The sequence below is a fragment of the Larkinella harenae genome (genome assembly GCF_054780515.1).
The window spans coordinates 1,254,565-1,280,297 of the sequence record NZ_BAAGWE010000001.1; the positions used below are offsets into that span (position 1 = coordinate 1,254,565).

Here is a 25,733-nt window from a genome sequence, read left to right on the forward strand (position 1 = left end):
CCTTAGTCCCGTTGACGCAACATGCCCACAACCCGACGCCACTTTCTGAAAGTTTCCGGCCTGAGTGGCCTGGTCCTCACCGCCGGCCTAGCCGAATTACACGCCGGTACAACGGCTTCGCTGGCCGAAAACGAATACGATTTAGTCATCATTGGCGGAACGCCCGGCGGCATTATGGCGGCCGTTGCGGCTTCCCGATTAGGTAAAAGATCGCTCATTCTGGAGCGGACGGCTCATATCGGCGGGTTGCCTGCCAACGGGCTGGGTGCCACCGATATTGCTACGCGGGGCGCCACTGGTGGGCTGTTCCTCGAATTTGTGCAGCGTATTAAAGCCCATTATGTGCAAAAATACGGGGCCGACGCGCAGCAGGTGAAAGATTGTTCCGACGGGTATCATTTCGAACCGGCGGTAGCGGCCAAAATCTTTGCTGATTTCTTGAAGGATAGCCCGAACGTTACGGTTTTGACCATGCGGCAGTTTGACTTCGAACCCGAAAACCTGACGATTCAGGCTAACCGGATTCGGAGCGTTCAGGTAACCGACCGGAACACGAAAAAGACCGAAACGTATCAGGGACGTTTTTTTATCGATGCCACCTACGAAGGCGACCTGATTGCGGCTGCGGGTGTGCCGTTTTTTCTCGGTCGGGAAGGCAAATCGGAGTACAACGAAGTCGGAGCCGGTCGGGTATACAAATACTGGGCGGGGCCCGAAGGGCCGGGATCGACGTTTCAGGGCGACAACGCTGTGCAGTCGTACAACTACCGGTTGTGCGTGACCAAGGATCCAAAAATTCGGGTAAAAATTCCAAAACCGGCGCGTTACAACCGCGAAGAGTACGTATCGCTGATCAACGATGTCAAAACCGGGCACTACACCGGTGTAGCAATGTCCAAACTCACGGACGCTCAAAAAGCGGAAAGTGAGCGCCGAGTCAAAGCCGGTTTGCCCCCCGAAATTCCCGGTATGCCCAAAGGCATTGCCTGGCTGACAAACATGGTGAAGCTGCCCAACGGTAAAAACGACGGCAACAACCAGCACCACGCTTTTATTTCCACTGATTTACCGGAAGAAAACTGGCCGTATCCAACTTCCGGCTGGGAATGGCGCGACCGCTTTGCCCAGCGGCTGCGGGAATACACCGAAGGCCTGTTCTATTTCGCACAGAACGATCCTGAACTGCCCGAATGGTTCCGGAAAGAATGTTCGGAATGGGGCTGGGCCAAAGACGAGTACACGGACAACGGTCATTTTCCCCGGCAGCTGTACGTTCGGGAAGGGCGCCGGATGAAGGGAAAATACCTTTTCAAGGCGCAGGATGCGCAGCCCGTAAAGCCGGGCAGCCGCCCTCCACTCCACGCCGACAGTATTACGGCCAGTCATTACGCGCTGGATTCGCACGCCGTGCGCAAACGGGAAGCGGGACGGATTCACCTGGACGGTTTTCTGAGCTACCCGTCGGCGGTGTATACGGTTCCGTTCGGGGTGATTGTGCCGGATTCTCCGCTGGAAAACCTGCTGGCCCCGGTTCCGGCATCGGCTACGCATATTGGCTTCTCGACGCTGCGGATGGAACCGTGCTGGATGGCGCTGGGCCAGGCCGCCGGAACTGCTGCGGCTCTGTGTGTGCAGAAAACGCAGTCTGTGCACGCGCTGTCGGTGCCGGAATTGCAGAAAGCACTGCTTCAGCAAAAAGCGATTCTAGTGTATGAAAAGGGACTTTCCGTGTCCGATCCAAACTTTGAAGCGAACCAACTGGCGGCTTTGAAAAAATAAAATTAGTATCGCAGAGCCAATCAGAGAATAGCAGGGTTCACCGGAGCAATTCTCTAATCACCTCTGTACAACAACTTTTTCAATAACATGCGATACATACTCATTACGTTTCTCAATCTAGTCCTTCTTACCTCCGCTGTTGCCCAGCAGCAGGTTGATATTTGCGTGTACGGCGGCACATCCGGGGGCGTTATGGCGGCTTATACCGCCCGAAAAGCGGGAAAAACCGTTCTGCTGATCGAACCCGGCAAACACCTCGGCGGGATGACCTCCGGCGGTTTAGGGCTGACCGATATCGGTAACAAATACGCTATCACCGGCATTGCCCGCGATTACTACCGGCGCATTGGCCAGCATTACGGCAAATTTGAACAATGGATTTTTGAGCCGCACGTCGCTGAAAATCTCTTTAATGAGTATGTGAAGCGGGGCAAAGTGGATGTGCTGTTTTCGCACCGGCTGTCGAGTGTGAAGAAAACCGGCGGGCAGATTCAGGAGCTTGTGCTCGAGAATTCGGAAAAACCGTCGGCGAAACGCACCGTTCGAGCCAAGATGTTCATCGACTGTTCGTACGAGGGCGATCTGATGGCAAAGGCTGGCGTATCGTATATCGTGGGGCGGGAAGACAACGCCAAGTACAACGAAACACTGAGCGGGGTGCAGCTGATGACGGGCCACCAACTGCCCGACGGCATTGATCCGTACAAAACGCCGGGCCAGCCGGAATCGGGCCTGGTGTGGGGCGTTAGCCCGGCAAAGCTGGAACCCAACGGTACAGGCGATGGTAAAGCTCAAGCCTATAATTACCGCATTTGTCTAACGTCCGACCCGGCCAATCAGGTGCCCATCACGCGCCCGGAAGGGTACGACTCCACACACTACGAGTTGCTCGTCCGGCTGATCAACGCCCAGCCCCAGCGGCTTACACTGAACGACTATTTCATCTGGAGTGGCATGCCCAACAAGAAAACCGATATCAACAACCGGAACGGTTTTTCGACGGATATGATCGGGATGAATTATGAGTACCCGGATGGGAGTTACGAGAAGCGGGCGCAGATTATCCGCGACCATGAGCGGTATACCAAGGGGTTGCTGTATTTCTTCGGCCATGATTCGCGGGTGCCGCAGGAGTTGCGGACGCAGATGTTGAAGTGGGGGTACCCAAAAGATGAATACACAGATAACGGGCATTGGTCACCGCAGTTGTACATTCGGGAAGCGCGCCGGATGGTGGGCGATTACGTAATGACGCAGGCCAACTGCCAGGGCAAAGAAGTAGTGAAAGATGGCGTCGGTATGGCGGCTTACACGATGGATTCGCACAACATTCAGCGGATTGTGCTGGAGAAAAATGGCAAAAAAATGGCGAAGAACGAAGGAAACGTCGAAGTGGGCGGTTTCGGGCCGTATCCGATTTCGTACCGCGCCCTGATTCCGAAAGAAGTCGAATGCCGCAACCTGCTGGTGCCGGTTTGTCTGTCGGCTACGCACATCGCCTACGGGTCAATTCGGATGGAACCGGTTTTCATGGTGCTGGGTCAGTCAACGGCCCTGGCGGCAGCGATGGCAATTGACGCAAAAACCAGCGTGCAGAAAATTGATGTGACCAAACTGCAACAGCGACTGAAAGCCGATCCGTTGGCCGACGGCAGCACGCCCGAAATCCTGGTTGATAACGAGGACAAAAACCTGACTGCGGCAACCGGCCCGTGGCGGCTGGAAAGCAAGAGCAAGGGCGGTTACGGTCCGTCGTACCTGATTCACGAAGGGCAGAGTGGCGAAGCTGCGTCGGTGCGGTTTACGCCGGATGTGGTCAAGGCGGGCAAATACCGCATCTACACCTACTTCCCGCGGCTGGCCAAAAGTACGTCTGAGTTAAGCGTTACGGTTTCTGACGGAAAGAAGAACAAGGTGGTGCCGATCAAACCGGCTGATATTGTGGTGGTGGGTCAGACTTCCGGCGAGTGGGTGGCGCTGGGTGAATACGATTTGCCCAAAGGCAAAACCGCATCCGTCGAAATTGCGGTCAAACAAGCCGATGGTCCGACGGTAGCCGATGCCGTGCTATTCGTGCCAGCCTTTTGAGTTTTTCGTTGCAAGTAAAAAAGCGCACGGCAACCGCTGTGCGCTTTTTTTATCTGTGAACACTACTCTTTCTGTACTTTCTGTTTACAAAGATTACGGGTTCCCACACCAGAAATACCCGTCGATTCGATGCGTACCCCGGAGTGGATTTCTTGCATCCGTGAGTTGGTATAACTGAGCTTTTTCCAGATGGAATTCGCCCGCCGTCTCAATTTTTCTCTGCACCGGGCTATTTGACGAGTTTGAATAATTGACCGAACTGATCAGCATGTTGCCCGGACTGGGTACCAGGTTCTGGCCCAGGGCATAGTGTTCTGTATACCGTTGAGTTGAGGGTTCTCCGATGGAAAGCGAGAACAGGGTGTTGGCCCAGACAAAGGGGATAAATCGGGTTCCTGAAAAAGGCAGGGTTGTGATGCTGATTCGGTAAGTTGCTCCTCCGTGGCTTGCTGAAGTGCCCCCACTGACAAAAATGCCCTGACCCGGGCCATTGAGGTGCTGAGCTGTCCCGGCACAGTGAATCCAGGGACCGTTATCGATGCGAAAAGTTATGCCCTCCGGCATGATCATCAGCGTCGAAACCAGCAACAGAAATTGATTCGGATTCCCTTGGCTTTTGACTTGTGCCGTAATCGTAGCCAGGATGGGCTTTTGAATACTCGTTGGGGCCGTATAAACGGCGGTGTTCTGATTGAGTGGGGCTAGCTGACCTCCACCGATCACCTCCCATTTGCTGACTTCAACCGACCGCGCTTCGTGAACCTCGACCAGCGGAACTTCCTTGATTCGGTCGTTGAGGGGCGCCAAATCATAGGCATAGATTAAAACCGCCACAGCACTTAAATCCTGTTTCTGACCAGGACGCAGCGCCTTGCGGCTGGGACTTAGAACGACTTCCGAAAACAAAGCCCAGTCGCTGAAGTGGGTGGTCTCGATCGTAACGGTTTTTTGTTGAGTATTGAGTTGAGTGTGGGGCATGGCCATCCAGATCCCTTTTTCGTTCTGATAAGCAACCTGAAGCGCTTCAGGAACCGTACCTTTCAAATCCGAATCGGTGTATTCAAAGGTCAGTTTTACCGGTTTGGCAAACGTCGTACCATGCGGTTCGAGCCGGAAAGCCAAACCGTTGCCCGCTGGGCTGGTGTTGCTGATGGATTGGATTCGAATGTTTTCTTCCTGCACCAGGGCACCCGCCGGAATGATGAGCTGAATCCGGCCATCTTCGGTAGCAACGGTACCGCCAGCAGGTCCGAGCATTACACTGACTTCGGGTTCTTCCGTCGCCTGCCCAATCGGACAGATTTTTCCTGTCGGGTCAATACTGGGGTTTTCGGGTGTAGGCACAGTTGGATTACCTGGATCAGTCGGTGTCAGAGGTAGCTCTTTTTTGCAGGCTGTCAGGCAGGCCAGCATCAGAAAGAGTATACAAAATCCCGTTCGCCCGCCGATGGCCATTTGATAAGCCATTTTACCAAGTGTTTTCATAAGGTTATTGTATTTGTTGTGCTATTATTCGCCGGTTGATCTTTTTTCAGCGCATTCGTTGGGTAAAATCAACTCGATTTGCGTACGACAAAAGTCCGAAACGGAAGAGGAAGCTGCCTACGCCGGGTGGATTTTAAACTACGAGCAACGGATTGCGAGTACGCGAGACGGTTTTTGCAAGAAAAAAGCGCACGGCAACCGCTGTGCGCTTTTTGGGTCTATGAACGCTACTCTTTCAGTACTACTTTTTATCAATACTCCGCATTCGGGTGCTTTTCCTGTCAGCGAGAAGCAATGGGTTGGAAATCAGTCTTCTGGCGTCAGGTAAAATCTACCGGTAATGGAATAGGATTCCGTCGGACAATCGACCTCCGGATCATCTTTCATCAGGCTGCCGGAAAAGGTGCCCCGGGCCAGTTTGCCTTTGATAAATTCCTCAACCACCACCGAACCGGGCATGATCTGAATGCCCCGCTCAATATCGCCGACGCAGGCGAAATGGGTTCGGTAGGCGTATTTACCCTGATTATAATGGCCTGCACTAATGCCAGTTTCGGATTTCAGGGGGTTGCCAAAGGAAAACTTTCCGGCGGCATTGCCATAAATGGCCAGGCTCAGGTAATCGTCTTCGTGGTTACCGGCGGTGAGGTACCAAAGGCCGGGGCTGGATGAATCCAGGCTGACATCGGTGTAGACACGGGTTTCGCTCTGAAACGTTATTTCAACAAAATTGGCATTGATGTAAATCGTCTTCAGGAGAATTAGCTTTTTGGGGCTTCTGGTGAAGGTGAGTTCGGCGCTGATGGTCACCTGTTTCGGCAGTGTGCCCTGTTTGGGTGCCGTGTACGTTGCGGCTTGTGACGTTTCCGGATTCGCTTTGACTTCACCTACACCGGCAACAGACCACTTCACTGATTTTACATCCCCCACTTTATCCATAGCCACCTTATAAAGCGGCTCATCAACCTCACCAGCGATTTCCCACACGAACAAATTCAACGATTCTCCGTATTGCAAATAATTACTGCGATGCCTTTTGTCATTTGTTAAAATCTCGAAACTTTCCAGGTACGCAATTTCGTAGGCGCTCCAGTCGCTGAAGTGGGGCATCGGCACGCTGATTCGCTTATGTTGCGGATCGACCTGCACGCCCGGAACATTATACCAGATTTTATCAGTACCCTGATAAGCGATTTTCAACCCATCCTTATCATTGGCCGAAACCACATCATTCGTGTACTCAAACGTCAGCGTAGCCGGTTTTTTAAACTGTAATCCATCGGGCGAAAACCGGAAGGCCTGGCCAATGCCATTGGGTGAGTGGTTGGTAATCGGCTGAATAGTGATGATGGTAGCCTGACTAACGGCACCCGCCGGAATCACCAGGTGTACTTTCCCGTCGGCTGTGACCAGGGTGCCGCCCTCCGGGCCAATGGTTTTGCTGACGGGAATACCCTCGGGCTGGCCCACTTCCGTAACGGTGCCTGGGCCGGTTTCGTGCACCGGGGGCATTGTCTCGACCGGATCAACCTCCGGGTCCTTTTTGCAGCCCGCCAGCGAACCAATCACGGCCAGCACTACAAACACGGTATGACTAATTTTCATGGCTTTTCTACACCCACCGCAGTGGTAGTAATTAGTTGAGGGAGTGAAAAAAGTGGTAGAGGGAAGCCAGCTCCTGGTCGGTATACTGAGCCGTCATTTTCCAGGGCATGTTGTCGTTGTTGATCTGGTGACCGCTGGGTGTTTTGCCGGTTCGGAGCGTGGTAATAAACTGTTGCTGGGTCCAGTTGCCGGGGTTGCCGGTGCGGGTCAGATCAGGAACGGGCGGGAACCCGGGCGCTACCGGATCACCTCCTTTGAACGTGGGCCGGTGACAGCCGCTGCACGAAACCGCCAGATATTTTCCCTGTGCGATGCCCTCGGTCGAATCCACCCTGGCAACCATCGGGCGGTTGTGATCAATTTTTTCAACGGCCAGTAGCGGCATTTTGTCCAGGTACGCCATAATTGTTACCACGGGGCCGAGCTTGTTGTCTGGTAATTCGTTGTTGACTGCGGGAACGCTCTGGCAATACGCGATGATGGCCGCCATATCCTGCTCCGAAAGCAGTGTGGTTTCGTGCGAAGGCATAAAAAGCAACGGTTTTCCGTCACGGCCAACTCCGTGGCGCAGGGCCATTACCCAATCGGCGGTGGTGTAATCGGCAGCAAGGCCGCCTTTCCCTTCGGTCAGGTTCGACGATACTAGCCGTCCGAGCGCCGGGTCGTCGATCATAATTTTACCACCCAGGTTGTCGCCGTGGCAGTCGGTACATCCTTTGATGATGGCCAGGTGTTGGCCCCGGTTCAGGGTCGTGCTGTCGGTCGGAATCGCCAGGTGTTCGGCGGCAAACTGGTAGGGCTTGTCGGCCCGGTTGCCGATGTTATTGGCGATGAAAAGATAGCCGATCAGCAGCAGGGCGATCAGCGACCCCAGTACAATGCCGGTCCATTTTAAGATTTTGCGTAGCATGTTCTTTGTATTTGTTGTGTTGATCTGGCCGCTGGCCTGTTGTTGGCCTTTGGTTTGACAAATGTCCGAAAGAATGGGTGGCAGCGGCCTACGCCGAACGGATGAAGACGTACGCAAAACGGATTTTGAGCTGAACGACCGGGTAAGCGTAGATTTAAGAGGGTACATCGGGTAAAGTGCGGCTTTTTTTCGCTTTGTTTCCTGATAACTATTCGATAAAACCGTTCATGATTCTTGATCTTTTTTCCCTTCAGGGGAAGACCGCACTCGTTACGGGGGCAAAACGTGGTATTGGAAAAGCAATGGCCCTGGCGCTGGCCGAAGCGGGTGCCGACATCATTGGCGTATCGGCAACGCTCGAACCGGGCAGTGAGGTAGAACAGGCTGTTACGGCCCTGGGACGCAAGTTTTATCCGTTTCCCGTTAATTTTGCCGACCGGGCTGCGATATATACGTTTGTAGAAACCGTTCGGGATGAATGTCCGCCCGTTGATATTCTGGTCAACAACGCCGGGAATATCCGCCGAAAACCGGCTGCGGAGCATCCGGACGAGTACTGGGACGAAATCATGGATGTAAATCTGAATTCGCAGTTCGTTCTGAGCCGGGAAATTGGCCGGGATATGCTGAATCGGGAGGTTGATTTTAACCGAAAAATTATTTTTACCGCTTCGCTACTGACGTTTCAGGGTGGAGTGACGGTGCCGGGCTATGCCGCCAGCAAAGGGGCTATCGGTTCGCTGACCAAAGCACTGGCCAACGAATGGGCTTCAAAAGGGATCAACGTTAACGCCATTGCGCCGGGGTATATTGCTACCGACAATACCGCTGCGCTTCGGGCTGATGCTGACCGGAATCCGGCCATTCTGGCGCGCATTCCGGCGGGGCGATGGGGTGAAGCCGATGATCTGAAAGGGGCTATCGTTTACCTGGCTTCGCAGGCGTCGAATTATGTCCAGGGCACCATTCTGACCGTCGATGGCGGCTGGATGGGGCGGTAAGCGAGCCAGTCGTTATACGATTTTCCGTTTTCGGTTGGTTTATCGCAGCTACGCAAATAATCTTCAAAAGTCAGCAAAAACCGTAAACGGAAAACCGCACACCGTAAAACACTCGACCTCGTTTCCTGGTTATGGTATCAAAACAACCCTCGCCATCTACCATGGAAACGAACGAAGAAAAAGATAACAAGGAAAGTTTCGACCCGCAGGCGCGGGATGACAAATATTATTCTCATGATCCTTACCAGCACGGTACGTCCGATTACGGAAAACCGAGTGAAGGTGTTGGCACCGGGCAAGGAAGAGTGAATTCAAACGATCAGAGTGATACTACCAACGAACTGGTTGGTGATGCCGAGCAATTCCGCGGAAACCACGAGCGGGAAACCCGTCCGGACAGTCACGGATCGTTCCAGGAATGGGATGTTGACCCGAACGTCATTGCTCAAAACCGGCAGGATGCCGCCAATGCCCCGGATAACGTGGAAAGTGGTCTGCCCAGCAGTGTGGAAGGCTTGCCCGACAACCCGTCGGATGAAGCCTTGTTTAACCGGCAGGGCGCAACGTATCTGGAAGAAGGCGATAAACCCTCAGAAGGCTACGACCCTCACCATATGGGCTACGGAAGCGGAGACGATGACGATAACGAAAAAGAAGACAAGTCGTAAAGTAAGTTGAACCTTAATCAAAACGGTCAGTCGGGAACGGTTGACCGTTTTTTTATAATTCCGAAGGCCGTCGCAGTGTCAACTGACGGGATTCTTTCAGAAAATGTGAGAAGTCGGTATAGCCCATCTCTTCGAACGGATACTGACTGCCGTGCTGCTGATACCGTTGCAGGGCTTTTTTGAATCGGATTACTTTCTGGCAATACTTTGGTGAATAGCCCAGTACATCGGTAAAATAACGATGTAACGACGGGTAAGAGACCCCCAGCTCGCGGCAAATCCGATCCAGATGGCGGTAGTGGCCGGGGTTGGCTTCAAACCGTGCCAGGGCACTTTGTACCACCTTAAACCGGTAGTTCTGCTCAAAATACACCAGGCGTTCTAGCAGAATAGGTTCTACTTTACCGATCCGCTCAGCGAATGAATGAGCGGTTTGCAACGGTTCTTCCAGCACCTGGGGCGGCATGAAAACGGCCAATTCCGTATTGGCATTTTCAACGTCCTGGTTCGTGAGATGGTATAACTGAGCCAGCACGCCCGGCTTAAACTTGATGTAAAACTCGTGGGCTCCGCCGGGATAAATGGAGGTGGTCAACTGGGTCAGGTTACCCAAAAACCGGGAGCCCTGTACGGTTTTAAGAATGCCGGTTTGCGGGTTGATGGACAACCAGCTGGTTGGGTGAAGACTGACGCAGATCAGGCTGGAGAGATTGGGTAAAGCGTTTAAATACAGTGGGCTGACTATAGAAGCAGGCTGGCGGATTTCAAAATAGTAGTCAACAAAAGACGCCAGGGCCGGACTGGGGTACGCCAGCCGGAAATAAGCCTCCGCTTCGTCTTCGTATATAACCCGACCTTTGTTCATGACAGTAACCGGTGCAACCATTCAATGCCCAGCCCGCTGATTAAAAACCGTTCCTTTTGGTTCTGCAACAATTGCTGCGTCCAGTCAACAAACCCACCGTCGGCGATCTCAACTTCCTGATCCTTTACCGTAATCAGCGCCTTGTATTGCAACCCCTTATAGTACGAGTTTGCCTTGCCGGGGGCGGGTTCGGTTTCAAGGTGCCAGTCGGTACGCAGTTGGGTGAGGTAAGGGCCGACCTGTTGCAATAGTCGCCCGCTATCGGATCCTCGCTGAATCAGTTTAAATCGCAAGGTATTGATTTGCAGGGAATCCCGCAAGATGGCTGTCATTACCGCGAGGTGTTCGGCCAGGCTCTGACACTCAAACTGAAAACCGCCCGTATCGCGTCCGGACGATACCAGGCAGCCAATTTTGAAATGCTGGCTGTGACCCGCTACCGCTATTTGGGGTGTCCGCACGTGTCGCTGAATGGCGCTAAACCGGAGGAGGTCAGCAGGCTGGGCTGGTTTCCAGCACCCAGTTTTTTTTAGATCCGCGCAATGCAGCGCCAGGGCATTGGTGGCATCGGCCAAAACTTCTGTACCGCGCAGGGCCGACAAAACTTTCTTCTGATCCGCCGGTGCCACCACCGAACATGACCCCAGCGGGGCCACCGGCGACAACTCGACGGGTGTAAACTGGAAGGTCTGGAAGATGTGCAGCAATTGTGTTTCCAGCGCCCGGAGGCTCATCAGATCGGTATCAGCGGGTTTGACAAAACGGTTTTTCTGGTAATGCCGCAACAAATCCGCCGGAGAAAGCCGCTGTGTTTGCCGATCGAAAACCTCGAGTAAAAGCGAGTTCAGTTCCGAAGGTGTCAGCTCGTCCGACAGAATCCGGATCAGCGCGGGTTGGTTGATGCGTTGCAATATTTTCTCCGCGATGGTCATGCTGGCAGATCGGTTACTTTTTGTTCATCAATTAGGCTGTAGCGGTATTCGTCCAGCACTTTGCCTTCTTTGTAAACCGCAGCCCGCTGAATAATGTCCAGCCCAAAACCGTTCTTTTCCAGCACGCGCATCGACGCCTTATTGTGGGGCATAACCCCCGCAAAAAGCCGGATTAGCTCCGTGTTGGCAAACGCATACCGAATCAGGTGCCGAATGGCAATCGTGGCGATGCCCCGCCCCCAGTACGGTTCGCCCAGCCAATAGCCAATTTCGCCCGATAGCCGGTGAATATCGGTTTGGGGAACAATGCCGCTGATGCCCGCGATTTGCTCGTCGACGTAAATCCCAAAAACCAGTCCGTGAGCACCTTGCGATACGGATTCAATAAACTGAATTGCGTTGTTTAGGGTGTACGGATGTGGCATGCCATCCCGCAGATTTCGCCAGATGGCGTAATTATTGGCCAACTGAACAATGGAACGGGCATCATCAAGGACCGGCGGAGCCAGCGTAATCCCGTTTTCGCAGTCGATTCGGAGTCGGGTTATCATAACCGCAAAGGTGGCAGGTGTTGGGAGCAGTTCATATGTAAAATTCTATCAATCTTGTAATAAACGCATTTGATAAAAGCTTTTTACCAAAAAAAAGTTGGTGCAACCGCCCCCGTTTTCTAATATTGTTCCGTTGTAATAGTGCAGCAAAGTATTCTTGACTTAAAAACAGTTTTATGAAAGTTTCGCTCAGCATAATGACCCGAGTGGTCTTGTTGGCTCTGGTTCTTAACGTCGCAAATCTGGTTCAATCCAACGCAACCGGACCCAAAAAAGGAAAGTGGGTTAAACTGTTTGACGGAAAGACCCTGGCGGGGTGGCACAACTACCTGAAACCTGGGCAGCCAGTGTCTGACAAATGGAAGGTGGAGGATGGAGCTATTGTACTGACGAGCCGTGGTGGTGGCGATCTGGTGACCGATAAGGAATATACCAATTATGAACTGGAGATGGAGTGGAAAATTTCGGAAGGCGGTAACAGCGGAATCATTTACCGGGTTCACGAAGATCCTAAATTCCGGGCTCCGTACAATACCGGCCCTGAAATGCAGGTTCTTGACAATGAGCGGCACCCAGACGCCAAAAAAGGCGTGAACAACAACCGTACCTCTGGTTCCCTGTACGACCTGCTTCCTCCGTCGGATCTGTCGGCTCAAAAGGTAGCGGGCGAATGGAACAAAATCCGGCTGGTGGTCAACAATGGCACCGTAGAACACTGGTTGAACGGCAAGAAAGTGGTGGAATACAAAACCAGCGGTCCGGAGTGGGATAAAATGATCAGCGAAAGCAAATTCAAAGGCTGGGAAGGTTTTAATAAGTACGATACCGGTCGGATCGCTCTGCAGGATCACGGGGATAAAGTTTGGTACCGGAACATCCGGATTCGGGAACTATAAAACCAATTTTGAATGAGTGAATGCGGGAATGATCGTCCCCCGGAGCGGTCATTACTCATCCACTCATTCGCTCATTCAAAGCACTATGAAACCTTCCTCTCGCCGGTCGGCGATCAAAACCCTGGCCGGAACGGCCCTGACTTTTTCTGTTATCGACTCCCTTGCTGCTCACATGGAAACTACCGAACAAACGGGTTATCCACCACTGAAAGGCCGCATCAATCACTCGGCCTGTAAGTGGTGCTACAGCAAAATTCCGCTGGAAGATTTCGCCAAAGCCGCTAAAGAAATTGGCCTGACGGGCATTGACCTGCTGGGACCAAACGAGTGGCCCGTGGTCAAAAAATACGGCCTGACCTGCTCAATGGCGCAGGGCGCTGGCAAAGGCATCAACGAAGGTTTTAACGATCCGAAACTTCACGATGAGCTGGTGGCCAGTTACGAAGCCATTTTCCCCAAACTGAAAGAGGCCGGTTTGAAAAACGTCATCTGTTTCTCGGGAAACCGGCACGGGATGGATGATGAAAAAGGACTGGAAAACTGCGCCGTGGGTCTGAAACGCCTGATGAGCAGCGCCGAAAAACACGGTGTGACGATGATCATGGAGCTGCTCAACAGCAAGGTGGATCACAAGGATTACATGTGCGATAAATCGGCCTGGGGCGTTGAACTGTGCAAGCGGGTGGGGTCCGACAACTTCAAGTTGCTTTATGATATTTACCACATGCAGATCATGGAAGGTGACATCATCCGGACCATCCGGCGCGACCACCCGTATTTTGGCCATTATCACACGGGCGGAAATCCGGGCCGCAATGAGATCGACAACGGGCAGGAACTTTATTATCCGGCCATCATGCAGGCTATTGTCGATACCGGTTACAAAGGCTTTGTTGCCCAAGAGTTTATCCCCAAGCGCGATCCACTGACGTCATTACGGGAAAGCATCCAGATTTGTGATGTATAGCGGTTTACAAACTCGTAGGAAAGCTTCCCATAACCTTGGGAAGCTTTTTTTATGCCCAATACAACTATTCTCCGGGCGATTTCCCAAAAGCGCTAGAGATTGACTCATTTGTGACAGCCTTTCGGGCGAATGATGCGGACCTTTGAATCATCCAAAACGGATCCAAACGCTAAACTTCCATCCGCCATGAAAACGTCCCTAAAATCCCTGATCGTTGCCTTTACGTTGATTGCCATAAGTTTCTCGGTTGCTCAGGCCGAAGCCAGCCAGCCCATTGGCCGACCTGAAAAAGTGGCTAACTTTCAAAGTGTTATGTATCTGACCATCGACGGAAAAGTCCAGGTTGCCATCAATAAAGAGCTGGGAGCCAGTGTCGTAGTTAAGTTGAAAAATAGCGCCGGGACCAACTATTTTGTTCAGCAAGTGGGCAAACGCCAGAGCTCCGTTCGGTTGCGCATGGATGTGAGTTCGCTGCCCGATGGCGTCTACCAGGTTGAAATCAGCAACGGGCTGGAGAAAATCTCGCGGGGACTGACATTGCTCACGCAAAAACCAACCGAATCGCCCCGACTCATTGCCTTCAACTAGTTGCTTGTGTAATTTCGGGCCGGGGTTTCAACCCAAAAGGCTGGCTCCGCCGGGGCTGGCCTTCTTTTATCCTGAACGAAACGGTTTAGAGGACTAATCTTCCGTATCTTTCGTTTTCTAGCCCTACGATCTGATGAAGACTAAAATACTGCTGGTAGATGATGAAGCCGATCTGGAAACGCTGGTACGACAGCGTTTTCGGAAAGCCATTCAGAACGGTTTATATGAATTTGTGTTCGCTCAGAATGGTGAACGGGCGCTGGAACGGCTGGAGGAACAATCTGACATAGATTTGGTCGTAACGGACCTGAACATGCCCGGCATGGATGGCCTGACGCTGCTGGACCGGATTTCGCAGGTAAACCGTAGCATGCCGACAGTCGTCCTGACGGCTTATGGCGATATGACTTCCGTCCGAACGGCCATGAATCGGGGGGCTTTCGATTTTCTGACCAAGCCGATTGATTTTGAAGACCTCGAAGCCACGATTGAAAAAGGCCGGCGGTACGCGCAGCAGCTGCGGGAAGCGCAGGAGCTGAAAGCGGTGGACGTGATGAAAACACGGTTTTTTACTAACATCTCCCACGAATTACGGGCACCGCTGTCATTGATTATCTCCCCGGTCGATCAGTTGCTGGAAACCGACGACCTACCCGAGCATCTGCAACAATCGCTGGTGACGGTTCGGCGGAACGCCCGGCAAATTCTGCAACTGCTGAACCAGTTGATGGCGATCGATCAACTGGAAGCCCGGCAGGTGGAACTCGTGGAACAGGTGGGCAACCTGCCCGAATTTGTGGGGCAACTCGTGGAGCTTTTCCGCCCCTCTGCCGAACTGAAAAACCTTGCGCTAAGTTACGAAACGAATTTGTCTACCGGTAGCTACCGCTTCGATGCGGGCAAGTGGGAAACCATTCTTTTTGTGCTGCTGACCAACGCCATTCGGTTTACTCCCTCGGGGGCCGTTAAAGTAGCGCTGCATCAAACCGATACCGGGGCCCGCCTGACGGTGCGCGATAGTGGAATTGGCATCACGGCCCACAAACTGCCTCATGTATTTGATCGGTATTATCAGGGTGATAATCAGCGTATCCGCGCCAATGACACCACCGGCATTAGCCTGGCACTGGTTCGGGAGCTGACCCTTCGGCTGGGCGGACATGTGCGCGTGGAAAGCCAGATCGAAGGAGGGCCGGGCGAAACAGGGACGGTTTTTATTCTTGAATTTCCGCTTCAGCGCACGAGGTATGAAGAGGGCGCTTCGGCGGTGGAAGGTCCTTCACTTGTTATTGATCTGCCCGCGCGAACCGGTGATTCTGCGGATAGCAATGCTGCTGATCTGGCCGAATCGCCCCCGCTGGTGCTGGTGGTTGAAGACAACCCCGAGTTGCGGGAGTTTATGGTGGCCGAGCTGGCCAAGACCTACCGCGTTCGGTCGACTGGCAATGGATACGATGGCTGGGTATTGGCAAAAGAAGAACTTCCAGCGATTGTCATTACTGACCTGATGGTACCACGGCTAGATGGCCACGGCCTGATCGAGCGGTTAAAAGCCGACCCCGCCACCGATCACATTGCCATTATTCTGCTGTCGTCGAGTGCGGAAGAAACGCACCGGTTGCGGGGGCTGACGCTGGGTGCCAACGACTACCTGACCAAACCGTTTCACGTTGGGGAGCTGCGGCTGCGGTTGCGCAATCTCCTGAGTCACCAACAACGGTTGCGGGAGTATTACCGCCAGCAACTTGCCCAGCCCGACAGCACGACGCCCTTGTTGAGCGTTGGCGATGAGTTTCTGCGCAAATTGTATACGCTGATTGAAGAACACCTCGATAACCCGACGCTGAGTGTGGAATGGCTGGCCGACGAACTGGCCATGAGTCGGAAGGCATTGTACCTGAAAGTGCATAACCTGACCCACTTGTCGCCCGTCGAGCTGATCCGGCAATACCGGTTGCGCAAGGCCATCGATCTATTGCGGCTGGGGCACAGTGCCGCCGAAACTGCCTACATGGTGGGCTTCGAAAGTCCGTCGTATTTCACGAAGGTTTTCCGCGAATTCTACCACCAAACGCCGACTTCCTACCGCAACAAACGATAGAAAAACGTACTTCCGGACGGTTTTCTATCGGCCTGGCGTAAGGCCCAACTGCTCGTTGTAATACCGGACGGTTTGAATCACCGAAGGCAGGTTGCTGGGTTTTTCTTTCGTATCCCGCTCAATGATGATATGACCGGAAAACCGTTGCCGCTGCAATTCCCGAAAGACGGCCGGGAAATCAATCACGCCCGTGCCTACCCGCACATCCGTAAGCTTGGGATCGTTGTAGGCGGCAATGTCTTTCAGGTGGAGTGCAATCAGATGGCCTTCCAGTTTTTTCAGGCCTTCGACCGGATTGATGCCGCTTTTGGGCCAGTGACCGATATCGGCACACACCCGGAAATTCGGATGGTTTTTGAGGGCGGCCAGCACCGAGTCCGGGTGCCAGTAGGCGCTTACGCCTTGCCAATGGTTATGCAGGGCCACTTTGATACCGTATACGCCCGCCAGACTATCCACGCTATCCCAGAGATTGACGGGTGGCTCAGCAGTGACGTACTTGACGTTCAGTTGCTTGGCCAGTTTGAATTCGCTGACCCATTTGTCAATCGTATTTCCACCGGTCAGGTAAATGGATTCCATCAATAGCCCCCGGTTGCGGATGAGTTGGTTGAGCTTGCTAATGCCTGCGGGCGACAGGTTCATAACCAGCGAATCGCCGAGTTCAGCCCCGGCTTTTCCGAACGTGTAGCCTTCAACAAATTTCAAACCAGCGCTGTCGGCTTTGGCAAGTTGTTCCGGGAAAGGAGACGGGTGGAAGGTGTACAGAGCAACGCCCAGTTTCCAATCTTTGGGGACGTTTTTTTGGGGTTTCCGTTGCGCCAGCAAACTGCCCGAAGCCAGCACACACAGCAATAAAAACAGGACGCTTTTCAGGTTCTTCATGGATCAAGGGGTCAACAGGCGTAGTCATTCCTGCAAAGGTGCAAACCAACGCTTTATTTCCCTAGTGCATCCGATTCAATATTCTCCGAACGGTTTTACCCCTATAAAATGTGAATGGGAGCTTCGGCTGGTGGAAACTCCCATTCGGGCATCGGTAAACGTTGGCGTTAGTTTGCGTACGAAATAAACCGTTGGGTTTCCGTTGCCGGGATAGCGCCGACTTCAATCTGGCGAATCACAACCTGATCACCATTGCTGATTTCGAAGAAGTACGTTCCGGTTTTCATGGTTGAAAAATCGAATTTACGCCAGTGGTTCGCCCGTTTTCCGATCAGTGTTTCTTTGTAAAGAACGGAGTTACTGGCGTCTTTCAGCCGGATCGTCACACGTTTGGGTTGACGAACAGCCAGCATTAGATTAAGTTTTTCCCGCTGCCCGAGAAATAAGTTGATTTCAAAAGCGCTTTTGTCGGAGTTGATCCGCTCTGGTGGAGCTGAGTGGGCATTTGATAGCGGAATAAATAATCCGAAAAAAAGTGTCATTAGTACTTGTTGGGGGATCGTTTTCATGATCGTATTGTTGTTTAGTTTCTGCGACAAAGGTGCGTTGTTTTGCATTATTAGCAAAACGAATTATTTTTGTCGAAACCATGAAATTTGTTCATTATGGAACTCCGGCACCTCCAGATGGTCCGAGAGGTGGCTACGTGCGGTAATCTTACCAAAGCCGCCGATCGGCTGTACCTCACTCAATCAGCACTGAGCCATCAATTGAAGGAAATTGAGAGCTATTTCAATACGCAATTGTTCATCCGTGACAAAAAACAGATGCTATTGACGGATGCCGGAGCGGTGGTGTTGGAGGCTGCCGAGAAAATTCTGCAGGAGGTGGCCGAGACCCGGGCAAAAGTTAAGCGGCTGACCGACAAGGAATCGGGCGAAGTTCGGCTGTGTACGGAATGTTATACCTCGTACCACTGGCTGTCGGGTTTTTTGCGCGAATACCGGGCGGTTTATCCAAAAGTGGACGTAAAAATCGAGATCGACGGCACGCATCACGCTTTTCGGTATTTGCTCGAAAACCGGATTGATGTGGCCATTCTGGAAGATGCCATCAATCCCAAATTCAACTACACTCCGCTCTTTCAGGATGAATTTGTGGTTATTGTCGCGCCCGATCACGAATGGGCCGGACGCGAATGGGTAACGGCCGACGAGTTTGCCGATCAGAACTACATCATGTACAACATTCCGGAAGAGCGCAGCACCAACTTTAATATGCTGTACAAAGACCGGCGTCCTCCCCGGCTTTATAAAATGACGCTGACGGAAGCCATTCTGGAAATGGTAAAAGCCGGAATGGGCGTAGCCATGCTGCCCAATTGGGTGGTTCGGCCCTACCTGCGGTCGGGCGAGATCGCGGCCATTGCGCTGACCGAAAACCGTATGCTGCGGACGTGGTATGCCGCGACCCTGAAAAACAAGCAACTGCCGCCCTATACCGTAGCTTTTATCGAAAAGCTGGCGTCGTATATGAAGGAACTCGACGGGTACGCCGTGATGTGTTCGGCTTGATGGTAAGCTGTTGCCGATTGCCTATAATCCATTATTTACCGTTTTTAACTAACCTGACTAGTGTCTTCTTCTACGGATTCTGCCCCTCTTCCCCGGCGACTGGGGCTATGGCAAGCCACGGCTTTAAATATGATCGATATGGTCGGCATCGGTCCTTTTGTGGTGTTACCGCTGGTCATTCAACTCATGGGCGGGCCGCATTTTCTGTGGGCCTGGATCTTGGGAGCGGTTATTTCGCTGATCGATGCGCTGGTTTGGTCTGAACTGGGCGCGGCTTATCCACAGGCCGGAGGAAGTTATAATTTTCTGAAAATAGCCTACGGTGAAAACCGCTGGGGCAAAATGCTTTCCTTTCTGTATGTCTGGCAAACCATGATTCAGGCTCCGCTGGTGGTAGCGTCGGGTGCCATTGGTTTCGCGCAGTATACATCTTACCTGGTTCCGCTGGGCGAGTGGGAGCGGAAGGCCGTATCCGGGGGTGTTGTTATTCTAATCACCCTGCTGTTGTACCGTAAAATTGAATCCATTGGCCGCATTAGCATTCTGCTCTGGGCGTGTGTGTTGGCCACGCTGGGCTGGATCATCTGGGGCGGTCTGACGGGCGGCCAGCAAACGGTTTCGCTAGCGTTGCCATCCGGCGATTCCATTACCGGACTCTTTGGGGCGGGGCTGGGCATTGCTTCCGTGAAAACCATTTATTGCTACCTGGGTTACTACAACGTCTGTCATTTGGGGGGCGAAATCCGCAACCCATCGCGTATTATTCCGATTAGTATGTTGATTTCGGTGGTTGGAATCGCGGTTTTGTACCTGGCCATGAACTGGAGCGTCGTCAAGGTCATTCCCTGGCAGGAAGCCCAGCACAGCGAGTTTATCATCAGTGCCGTTATTGAACGTTTGTACGGAACCCAGGCTGGCTCTATCGCTACTTTCATGGTGCTGATTGTGGCGTTTTCGTCCCTGTTTGCGGTTTTGCTGGGGTATTCGCGGGTTCCGTACGCGGCAGCCGCCGACGGCCAGTTTTTCCGCATCTTTGCCAAACTGCACCCGACTCGCCGTTTTCCGTACATTTCGCTGCTGTTTCTGGGCGGTTTAGGATTCGGCTTCAGCCTGCTTTTTCGCTTATCCGACGTCATTACCGCCATTCTGGCGATGCGCATCGTGGTGCAGTTTATTGGGCAGGCCATTGGGCTTTTGCTACTGCACCGGCGCAAGCAGGCAGGTTCTTTTCCGTTTAAAATGCCGCTCTATCCACTGCCGGTTTTGCTGGTTATTGGCATCTGGACGTTCATTTTTATCTCAACCGGGCCTACTTTTATGTTATCAGGGTTAACGGTTATTGGACTGGGCATCGTGGTATTCCTGGTTACCGCCCGGATCCGAAAACAGTGGCCGTTTGAAACGGCTGATCAGTCTGCTTCGCCCCGGGTTGATTCGCTCGATTCCTGATGGAGTTTTCCCAAACGGCCCCGCCAATACTCGCGACTGTAAACCCGCTGAAACGGCCAGTTTTTTAACCGAAGGGCGAAAGGGGTGTACGCGTGCGCGTCTTTCGGGCTGCTTTCGTAGTATAAATTATCGTCAGTGAGCAGCAACCCGGCATAGTGTCCGGCGGTTTTTCGGGTCAGATCCGCAAAAGGTAGTTCCTCGATCAGCCCGTGTTGGCTATCTTTCAATTCATCCTTGAGCAAACGAGCTCCGGAAATTCGCCCGGACTTGCGAGGCTGGGGCAAATACGCTCCTTCAGCCACCGAAAGGGCGTATTCGAGGTATTGCTTCAGAATTTTGGGGCCTTCGTTGGCTGTATTGTCTACCGTAAGTTGTTGCGGATAAATACTCGTGACAACGTATATGCGTTCCCGTGCTCTCGTTACAGCCACGTTCAAGCGGTTTTCGCCCCCTTTCGCGTTCAGGCTCCCAAACTGAGCCGATAGTTTTCCGTGGGCGTCCGGTGCGTAGCCGATGGAAAAAATGACCACATCGCGTTCGTCGCCCTGCACGTTTTCAATGTTCTTTACGAAGGTGGTTTCGCCGGAAGCCGCTGGTGTAGCAGCGGTGGCCGGGTGCGCCGTATCGGATTTAAATTCCGTCACCGCCTTGGCATTCACTGCTTCCGAAAGACCACCCACGCGTGCCAACGCACGTTCTTCCAGCAATTCCTGAATCAGCTGCTGCTGTTGAAAGTTGAACGTTACGACGCCGATGGAGCGCCCCGGTAGTTCGGTGATTAACTGATCGATCAACTCAACAACGGTGCGGGCTTCGGCCTGGTTGGTGTTGTTTTCCCAGACTCCCTTGACGTTGAGGTACCGGATGGCGGGTTCCTGGCGGTTGAGCTGATGGAAATCAGGGAGCAGTTGCAGGGAATTTCTGTAAAACAGCCGATTGGAAAAATCAATCAGATCAATCGAACGACTGCGGTAGTGACCACGCAATTGGGTTTGCGGAAAATAGTGTGTGGTCAAATCCAGCAGCGATTCTACTTCCAGTTCAACGGGGGTTTCTTCGTTGGGAGTGGTTTCGAACCGGATGCGGTACAGGTCACTGGGCTGCAATTGTTTGCTGTCGCCGGTAACGACCACCTGTTTGGCGCGGTACATGGCCGGAATCCCGTTTTCGGCAAAACACTGCGAGGCTTCGTCGAAAATGACCAGATCGAACAGCTCCGGTTTCATCGGAAAAATCGCCGATACCGATTCCGGCGAAGCCATCCAGCAGGGAACAAGCTGAAAAACTTCGTCCGAAAACTGTTCCATGAGCTTCCGAATGGGCCAGATGTTTCGTTTTTTGGTGACCTGATGGTTCAGGTCGCGGTAGGTAACGAGGTTATTGAGTCGGTTGAAAGCCAGGTTCTGGTAGGTCCGTTCGCGGAGTTTCACCAGCAGAATCTGGCGGCTGAGGGTTTGTTTCTGTTGAACGCTTTCCTGCAAGGCTGACTCCAACTGGTCGATTTTCAGGGAGGAAACCCCGCGCAGAATGGGATTTTGGACTTCGAGGTGTTCAATCCAGGCCAAGTGCAGGCTGTTCAAAAACCGCTCGACCGACAAGGGTTCGCCCAAACGCTGCACGATTTCGCGTTCGGCACTCGAAAACCGCTCCTTCAGTTGATCCGCTTCAGTCAATAAATCAATGTCCTGTTCCAGTGTTTGGACCAGTGTGCTGGCCAAATCCGGATGCTGCCAGAGCTGTTGAATTTGCGAATCGCTCAAAAAGACCTGCCACTGGCCTAACCGGGCAGAAACGTTACGACTGGTGTCGAGCAAGTACCGGACGGTTTGGGTAAATTCTCCAACCGTTTTCAGACGCGACTCGGGTAGCTGGGCCAGCCAGGGAATGGCGTTCAACCGGCGGAAAGTTTCGAGCGCCTGCCGAACCACGCGAACGGTTTGCAGCACGGTTTCTGGCGTGATCTGTTCGCCCAGTCGCTGTTCGATCTGTTGACGGAGCAATTCGAACCGGATTCGTCGTTGCACTTTTTCCAGCAAAACCGGTAAGGTGTCGTCGGCAAATGGCAAACCGTTGGCGGCTGCGAGTTGCTGCAAACCAGCTTTATCTTTACTGAACAGGCCCCAAACCGTCCGTCCGACAAACGAGGAACGGTTATGAATGGCTTCCTGGAGTCGGTGCGCCGTATTGGGTAAGTCGCTGACCGGCAGGCTCTGTTCAAGGCCGTTGCCAGACAGGCAGTCCCGGAGTTCGTTTTCAAGCCGTTCCAGGTCGTCGGAATCGGTGAGCAACAGCGGGTGGTGCGGGTGTTGCTGGATTCGGCGGAGCCACTGCCAGCGTGGTTCTGCGGGCTCGGCATTCAGGAACGTCAGCAAAGCCGTCGTTTCCCATTCTTCTTCCTGGACGGTTTGCCAGTCGGTCAATGAAAAGGCCCGGTTGGCCAGCGTTTGGGCCTGCGAATGGATAATTTGAATAAAATCCGGTAATTCATTTAACAGTTTTCGGAGCGTGGGCACCTGGGCAAATGAAAAAGCGGCAAAAGAACGTCGATCGGCCCAGGGGTGTTCGGGCCCAAGGCGATCCAGGTAAGCGCCATATTCCCGGAGCTTTCCTGCAAAGTCGGCGACCGAATCGGGCCGAAAATGGGTGTATAAATCGGCAATCGGAATGGTCTCCGCCGTTGGATCGCTGCTCAGGTACAGTTGTTTTACCGAAATGCCCGCTTCGGTTTCATCGAAAAGCGCTTCTTTGAACGTTTGCAGCTCTGCCAGTGTCTGATCGATCCGGCGGCTTTCCTGATCGAAATTTCGTTCCAGCAAAATGGCATCCAGGCTGAAATTTTGCTTCCGGTACCCTTCTACCTGCTCAATCTGTCCGGCTAGCTGGTCGTACAGCGCCTTACGATCGTTCTTGAAATCGTGAATCAGGGCCGAAAAAGGTTGCATACCGACCTGGCGCAGCCGCTCATGCACAACATCCAGCGCGGCCCGTTTCTGGCAGACAAGCAATACCCGTTTGCCTTGTGCGGCAAAATCGGCCATCAGATTCCCGATCAGCTGCGATTTTCCGGTTCCCGGCGGGCCCTGCACCACCATCGACTCGCCCGCTTTGATGCGCCGAATGGCTTCTTCCTGCGAAGCATCGATGGGTAGGGGCGTATGCAGGTTTTCTTCGCGGATGTCAGTGAGAGGAGAGGAGGGGCGCGCGAAAGGCAAAAGTGAGCCTTCTTCGTGGCCTTCCACTCGTTCTGTTTTCTCTTCGATCAATAACTCTTCGTAGTCCGGCACCAGGTACGAACCGGCCTGCGGGAAAATGCCCAGCACGGCTTCGGAGTATAGTTTCAGTTCGCCGGTTCGGTCGAGCTTTTCCAGCTCCGACTTTTTTAGGGCGTTGAACCACTGCAATTGATCCGTGAAAAGATCCGGGTTGAAATTAATTTCTAGTGGGCTATCTTTCAGCCATTCATACAGCTGCGTTCGAAAAACCGTAGCGTCTTTTTCGTATTCATCCAGGGTATGTTCCAGCACCGCATCGGGCAAAATGTACTGGTTATAGTAGGCATACGCCATCAAAAAACTACGGTTGAGCGTAATCGGTTCGTCGGCCCGGCGTATCAGCACCCATTTGTCACCCTGCTGTTCCAGGTGAACTGGAAAAAACAGCAACGGGCCGTGAATAACCGTTCCATCGGCGAGTTTGCCACGCACGAACGGATAGGCTACGTACAGATCCTTCGAACCGCGTTCCTCCTCGATAAACCGGTCGGTTCGGGCAATTTTCCGGAGCTTTTTACTGACCTCATTCACTTTCGCCAATCGACTATCGAGTACATCGCAGAGCGGAATGGCCGGGCGACGGGCGATCAACTGCCGGATGAGATCGAACGACGGTTTGTTGTCCAGAAAATCCGTTTCGTGCAAATCCAGAAACTGTTCGGCGGGCAGACTTGTCAGCAACAGCGAACGGTTTCGGCTGCTGAGGTTGGTCAGCCGTTTCAGGTAGGCTTTCAGAACGGATTGCGCTAATTGCATAGGTACGGACCCACGGGTTAAGTACCGTGCGCCGATTAACGTAGTTAAGTTTGAATAATAGCGGCCTCCACGGGGCCGCCTGGGTTGGCCCCGTGGAGGAGTATCTTACACCTCTATTTCTTCCGTTTCTTTCTTTTTCTCCGGAATCAGCCAGGAGGCCACAATACTAACGCCCAGAATGGTCAGAATGACATACAGGGAGTAAACCGTCTCAAAACCAATGGATTCCAGCTGGCTGTGGAAGATCATCTTCAAACCGATAAACGTCAGCAGGACGGCCAGACCGGTCTTGAGGAAGCGGAACTGATTCATGATGCTCGACAGGAAGAAGAACATCGACCGGAGGCCCATAATGGCAAATACGTTCGAGAAAAAGACGATGTACGGATCTTTGGTGATGGAGAAAATGGCCGGAATGGAATCGACCGCAAACACCAGGTCCGTAAAAGCGACGACGATGACGACGATGAACAGGGGCGTTACGAACAGCTTGCGGTCGGTTTTCCGACGGACGAAAAAGTGATCGATGACATTCCGGCGGTACACATTCAGGTATTTGGACGCGATTTTCACCACGGGGTGGTTTTTCGGTTCCATCTGCTGGTCTTCATCCTTTTCAAAAAACAGCTTGACGCCGGTGTACACCAGGAATGCACCAAAGATGTAGATGATCCAGTCGAACCGTTGCAGAAGGGCCGATCCGACGAAAATAAAGATAAACCGCAGGATGATGGCCCCCAGAATCCCCCAAACCAGAATCTTTTTGTAAAACTTCTCCCGCACGCCGAACGACGCGAAGATCATGATGAATACAAAAATGTTGTCGGCGGATAACGAGTATTCGACCAGGTAACCCGTGATGTATTCCAGCGCCATATTGTTCTGGAAAGCCGCCAGGCTCTGCTCAAAATTGCCCGGAACCAGATCGACGTGGCTGGCATACCGGCTTTGGATTTCTTCCAGCCGGGCCATGTCGGTAATGCCGTGAATGAGGTAACCGAAGTTTTTGAGGAAAAAATAAAAGGCAACGGAGAGCGCGACCCAGATGGCGCTCCATGTGCCGGCTTCTTTAAAACTGACCACGTGGCTTCTCTGCTTCGTAAAAGCCCCCAAATCGAAGGCCATGACCAGCAGGACGAAGAGCGTAAAGCAGGTGAAAAATATGGTTTCGTAACTCATGAGTTGGGTAATCAATTAAATTTTTAGCGTGATAGGTAGATGTAATTATGGCTATCTGACTCCATTTTGGCACAAAATTCGCCGGGTTATCAGATAGTTGCATAAGCAAACAAAATGGTTTGTGAACCAGACTGCAATATAGTGCTAATCAGTAACAGGTTATGATTTCGGTTGATTCCTTA

20 protein-coding genes are annotated in these 25,733 nt (G+C 52.7%); 10 read left to right on the forward strand and 10 right to left on the reverse strand.

Annotated features, from left to right (window positions below; all coding sequences use genetic code 11):
* Positions 1 to 21 precede the first annotated feature (21 nt).
* On the forward strand, positions 22 to 1,779 hold the full coding sequence (locus tag ACYVH9_RS05120) for an FAD-dependent oxidoreductase (protein WP_460635221.1): 1,758 nt from the start codon (positions 22 to 24) through the stop codon (positions 1,777 to 1,779).
* An 87-nt stretch (positions 1,780 to 1,866) separates the two neighbouring features.
* Complete coding sequence (locus ACYVH9_RS05125) at positions 1,867 to 3,867, forward strand: FAD-dependent oxidoreductase (protein ID WP_460635222.1); 2,001 nt, start codon at positions 1,867 to 1,869, stop codon at positions 3,865 to 3,867.
* A 93-nt stretch (positions 3,868 to 3,960) separates the two neighbouring features.
* Here ACYVH9_RS05125 and ACYVH9_RS05130 read toward each other — a convergent pair whose 3' ends face one another.
* From ACYVH9_RS05130 to ACYVH9_RS05140, 3 genes are all read right to left on the reverse strand, one after another.
* A complete protein-coding gene (locus tag ACYVH9_RS05130) occupies positions 3,961 to 5,352 on the reverse strand; it encodes a hypothetical protein (protein WP_460635223.1) in 1,392 nt (463 codons plus the stop codon).
* A 306-nt stretch (positions 5,353 to 5,658) separates the two neighbouring features.
* A complete protein-coding gene (locus tag ACYVH9_RS05135; protein ID WP_460635224.1) occupies positions 5,659 to 6,957 on the reverse strand; it encodes a hypothetical protein in 1,299 nt (432 codons plus the stop codon).
* Positions 6,958 to 6,988: 31 nt separating this feature from the next.
* Positions 6,989 to 7,867, reverse strand: coding sequence for a c-type cytochrome (locus tag ACYVH9_RS05140; protein ID WP_460635225.1), 879 nt, complete (start codon positions 7,865 to 7,867; stop codon positions 6,989 to 6,991).
* 227 nt (positions 7,868 to 8,094) lie between these two features.
* Here ACYVH9_RS05140 and ACYVH9_RS05145 point away from each other — a divergent pair, with 227 nt between their 5' ends.
* Positions 8,095 to 8,868, forward strand: coding sequence for an SDR family oxidoreductase (locus ACYVH9_RS05145; RefSeq protein WP_460635226.1), 774 nt, complete (start codon positions 8,095 to 8,097; stop codon positions 8,866 to 8,868).
* A gap of 161 nt (positions 8,869 to 9,029) precedes the next feature.
* A complete protein-coding gene (locus tag ACYVH9_RS05150) occupies positions 9,030 to 9,536 on the forward strand; it encodes a hypothetical protein (protein ID WP_460635227.1) in 507 nt (168 codons plus the stop codon).
* A gap of 52 nt (positions 9,537 to 9,588) precedes the next feature.
* Here the strand turns inward: ACYVH9_RS05150 and ACYVH9_RS05155 are convergent, their stop codons facing one another.
* From ACYVH9_RS05155 to ACYVH9_RS05165, 3 genes are read right to left on the reverse strand one after another with little or no spacing between them, the layout of a single operon-like run.
* Positions 9,589 to 10,401 (reverse strand): hypothetical protein, encoded by an 813-nt coding sequence (locus ACYVH9_RS05155; RefSeq protein ID WP_460635228.1) that lies wholly within the window; start codon positions 10,399 to 10,401, stop codon positions 9,589 to 9,591.
* On the reverse strand, positions 10,398 to 11,333 hold the full coding sequence (locus ACYVH9_RS05160; RefSeq protein WP_460635229.1) for a hypothetical protein: 936 nt from the start codon (positions 11,331 to 11,333) through the stop codon (positions 10,398 to 10,400). The genes ACYVH9_RS05155 and ACYVH9_RS05160 overlap by 4 nt, the downstream gene beginning before the upstream one ends.
* Complete coding sequence (locus ACYVH9_RS05165) at positions 11,330 to 11,884, reverse strand: GNAT family N-acetyltransferase (protein ID WP_460635230.1); 555 nt, start codon at positions 11,882 to 11,884, stop codon at positions 11,330 to 11,332. The genes ACYVH9_RS05160 and ACYVH9_RS05165 overlap by 4 nt, the downstream gene beginning before the upstream one ends.
* A gap of 176 nt (positions 11,885 to 12,060) precedes the next feature.
* Here ACYVH9_RS05165 and ACYVH9_RS05170 point away from each other — a divergent pair, with 176 nt between their 5' ends.
* From ACYVH9_RS05170 to ACYVH9_RS05185, 4 genes are all read left to right on the forward strand, one after another.
* Positions 12,061 to 12,780 carry a 3-keto-disaccharide hydrolase gene (locus ACYVH9_RS05170; protein ID WP_460635231.1) on the forward strand — a complete coding sequence of 240 codons (720 nt, stop codon included), beginning with the start codon at positions 12,061 to 12,063 and terminating at the stop codon, positions 12,778 to 12,780.
* A gap of 85 nt (positions 12,781 to 12,865) precedes the next feature.
* Entirely contained in the window at positions 12,866 to 13,747 is an 882-nt protein-coding gene (locus tag ACYVH9_RS05175; RefSeq protein WP_460635232.1) for a hydroxypyruvate isomerase family protein, read from the forward strand.
* Positions 13,748 to 13,933: 186 nt separating this feature from the next.
* A complete protein-coding gene (locus ACYVH9_RS05180; RefSeq protein ID WP_460635233.1) occupies positions 13,934 to 14,335 on the forward strand; it encodes a hypothetical protein in 402 nt (133 codons plus the stop codon).
* Between the two features lie 133 nt (positions 14,336 to 14,468).
* Positions 14,469 to 16,436 (forward strand): hybrid sensor histidine kinase/response regulator transcription factor, encoded by a 1,968-nt coding sequence (locus ACYVH9_RS05185; RefSeq protein WP_460635234.1) that lies wholly within the window; start codon positions 14,469 to 14,471, stop codon positions 16,434 to 16,436.
* 24 nt (positions 16,437 to 16,460) lie between these two features.
* Here ACYVH9_RS05185 and ACYVH9_RS05190 read toward each other — a convergent pair whose 3' ends face one another.
* Both ACYVH9_RS05190 and ACYVH9_RS05195 read right to left on the reverse strand, forming a co-directional pair.
* The gene (locus tag ACYVH9_RS05190) at positions 16,461 to 17,321 is read right to left on the reverse strand and encodes a sugar phosphate isomerase/epimerase family protein (RefSeq protein ID WP_460635235.1); all 861 of its coding nucleotides are present in this window, start codon (positions 17,319 to 17,321) and stop codon (positions 16,461 to 16,463) included.
* Positions 17,322 to 17,488: 167 nt separating this feature from the next.
* Entirely contained in the window at positions 17,489 to 17,890 is a 402-nt protein-coding gene (locus ACYVH9_RS05195; protein ID WP_460635236.1) for a hypothetical protein, read from the reverse strand.
* A gap of 96 nt (positions 17,891 to 17,986) precedes the next feature.
* On the opposite strand from ACYVH9_RS05195, the gene ACYVH9_RS05200 reads away from it, so the two are divergent.
* The gene (locus tag ACYVH9_RS05200; protein ID WP_460635237.1) at positions 17,987 to 18,895 is read left to right on the forward strand and encodes a LysR family transcriptional regulator; all 909 of its coding nucleotides are present in this window, start codon (positions 17,987 to 17,989) and stop codon (positions 18,893 to 18,895) included.
* Positions 18,896 to 19,024: 129 nt separating this feature from the next.
* Positions 19,025 to 20,344 (forward strand): APC family permease, encoded by a 1,320-nt coding sequence (locus tag ACYVH9_RS05205; RefSeq protein ID WP_460636446.1) that lies wholly within the window; start codon positions 19,025 to 19,027, stop codon positions 20,342 to 20,344.
* Here ACYVH9_RS05205 and ACYVH9_RS05210 read toward each other — a convergent pair.
* Positions 20,305 to 24,372 (reverse strand): AAA domain-containing protein, encoded by a 4,068-nt coding sequence (locus tag ACYVH9_RS05210; RefSeq protein ID WP_460635238.1) that lies wholly within the window; start codon positions 24,370 to 24,372, stop codon positions 20,305 to 20,307. The two genes, ACYVH9_RS05205 and ACYVH9_RS05210, sit on opposite strands and share 40 nt — an antisense overlap.
* Before the next feature lie 105 nt (positions 24,373 to 24,477).
* Positions 24,478 to 25,551: a TerC/Alx family metal homeostasis membrane protein gene (locus ACYVH9_RS05215; RefSeq protein ID WP_460635239.1), complete on the reverse strand. Its 1,074-nt coding sequence runs from the start codon at positions 25,549 to 25,551 to the stop codon at positions 24,478 to 24,480.
* Positions 25,552 to 25,733 lie beyond the last annotated feature (182 nt).

What these genes read in the sequence shown, in the direction of transcription:
- ACYVH9_RS05130 (WP_460635223.1), bottom strand. Translation starts at nt 5,352, where the DNA reads ATGAAAACACTTGGTAAAATGGCTTATCAAATGGCCATCGGCGGGCGA.
- ACYVH9_RS05180 (WP_460635233.1), top strand. Translation starts at nt 13,934, where the DNA reads ATGAAAACGTCCCTAAAATCCCTGATCGTTGCCTTTACGTTGATTGCC.
- ACYVH9_RS05215 (WP_460635239.1), bottom strand. Translation starts at nt 25,551, where the DNA reads ATGAGTTACGAAACCATATTTTTCACCTGCTTTACGCTCTTCGTCCTG.
- ACYVH9_RS05160 (WP_460635229.1), bottom strand. Translation starts at nt 11,333, where the DNA reads ATGACCATCGCGGAGAAAATATTGCAACGCATCAACCAACCCGCGCTG.
- ACYVH9_RS05120 (WP_460635221.1), top strand. Translation starts at nt 22, where the DNA reads ATGCCCACAACCCGACGCCACTTTCTGAAAGTTTCCGGCCTGAGTGGC.
- ACYVH9_RS05195 (WP_460635236.1), bottom strand. Translation starts at nt 17,890, where the DNA reads ATGAAAACGATCCCCCAACAAGTACTAATGACACTTTTTTTCGGATTA.
- ACYVH9_RS05185 (WP_460635234.1), top strand. Translation starts at nt 14,469, where the DNA reads ATGAAGACTAAAATACTGCTGGTAGATGATGAAGCCGATCTGGAAACG.
- ACYVH9_RS05175 (WP_460635232.1), top strand. Translation starts at nt 12,866, where the DNA reads ATGAAACCTTCCTCTCGCCGGTCGGCGATCAAAACCCTGGCCGGAACG.
- ACYVH9_RS05170 (WP_460635231.1), top strand. Translation starts at nt 12,061, where the DNA reads ATGAAAGTTTCGCTCAGCATAATGACCCGAGTGGTCTTGTTGGCTCTG.
- ACYVH9_RS05125 (WP_460635222.1), top strand. Translation starts at nt 1,867, where the DNA reads ATGCGATACATACTCATTACGTTTCTCAATCTAGTCCTTCTTACCTCC.
- ACYVH9_RS05165 (WP_460635230.1), bottom strand. Translation starts at nt 11,884, where the DNA reads ATGATAACCCGACTCCGAATCGACTGCGAAAACGGGATTACGCTGGCT.
- ACYVH9_RS05210 (WP_460635238.1), bottom strand. Translation starts at nt 24,372, where the DNA reads ATGCAATTAGCGCAATCCGTTCTGAAAGCCTACCTGAAACGGCTGACC.
- ACYVH9_RS05190 (WP_460635235.1), bottom strand. Translation starts at nt 17,321, where the DNA reads ATGAAGAACCTGAAAAGCGTCCTGTTTTTATTGCTGTGTGTGCTGGCT.
- ACYVH9_RS05150 (WP_460635227.1), top strand. Translation starts at nt 9,030, where the DNA reads ATGGAAACGAACGAAGAAAAAGATAACAAGGAAAGTTTCGACCCGCAG.
- ACYVH9_RS05145 (WP_460635226.1), top strand. Translation starts at nt 8,095, where the DNA reads ATGATTCTTGATCTTTTTTCCCTTCAGGGGAAGACCGCACTCGTTACG.
- ACYVH9_RS05140 (WP_460635225.1), bottom strand. Translation starts at nt 7,867, where the DNA reads ATGCTACGCAAAATCTTAAAATGGACCGGCATTGTACTGGGGTCGCTG.
- ACYVH9_RS05200 (WP_460635237.1), top strand. Translation starts at nt 17,987, where the DNA reads ATGGAACTCCGGCACCTCCAGATGGTCCGAGAGGTGGCTACGTGCGGT.
- ACYVH9_RS05155 (WP_460635228.1), bottom strand. Translation starts at nt 10,401, where the DNA reads ATGAACAAAGGTCGGGTTATATACGAAGACGAAGCGGAGGCTTATTTC.
- ACYVH9_RS05135 (WP_460635224.1), bottom strand. Translation starts at nt 6,957, where the DNA reads ATGAAAATTAGTCATACCGTGTTTGTAGTGCTGGCCGTGATTGGTTCG.
- ACYVH9_RS05205 (WP_460636446.1), top strand. Translation starts at nt 19,025, where the DNA reads ATGATCGATATGGTCGGCATCGGTCCTTTTGTGGTGTTACCGCTGGTC.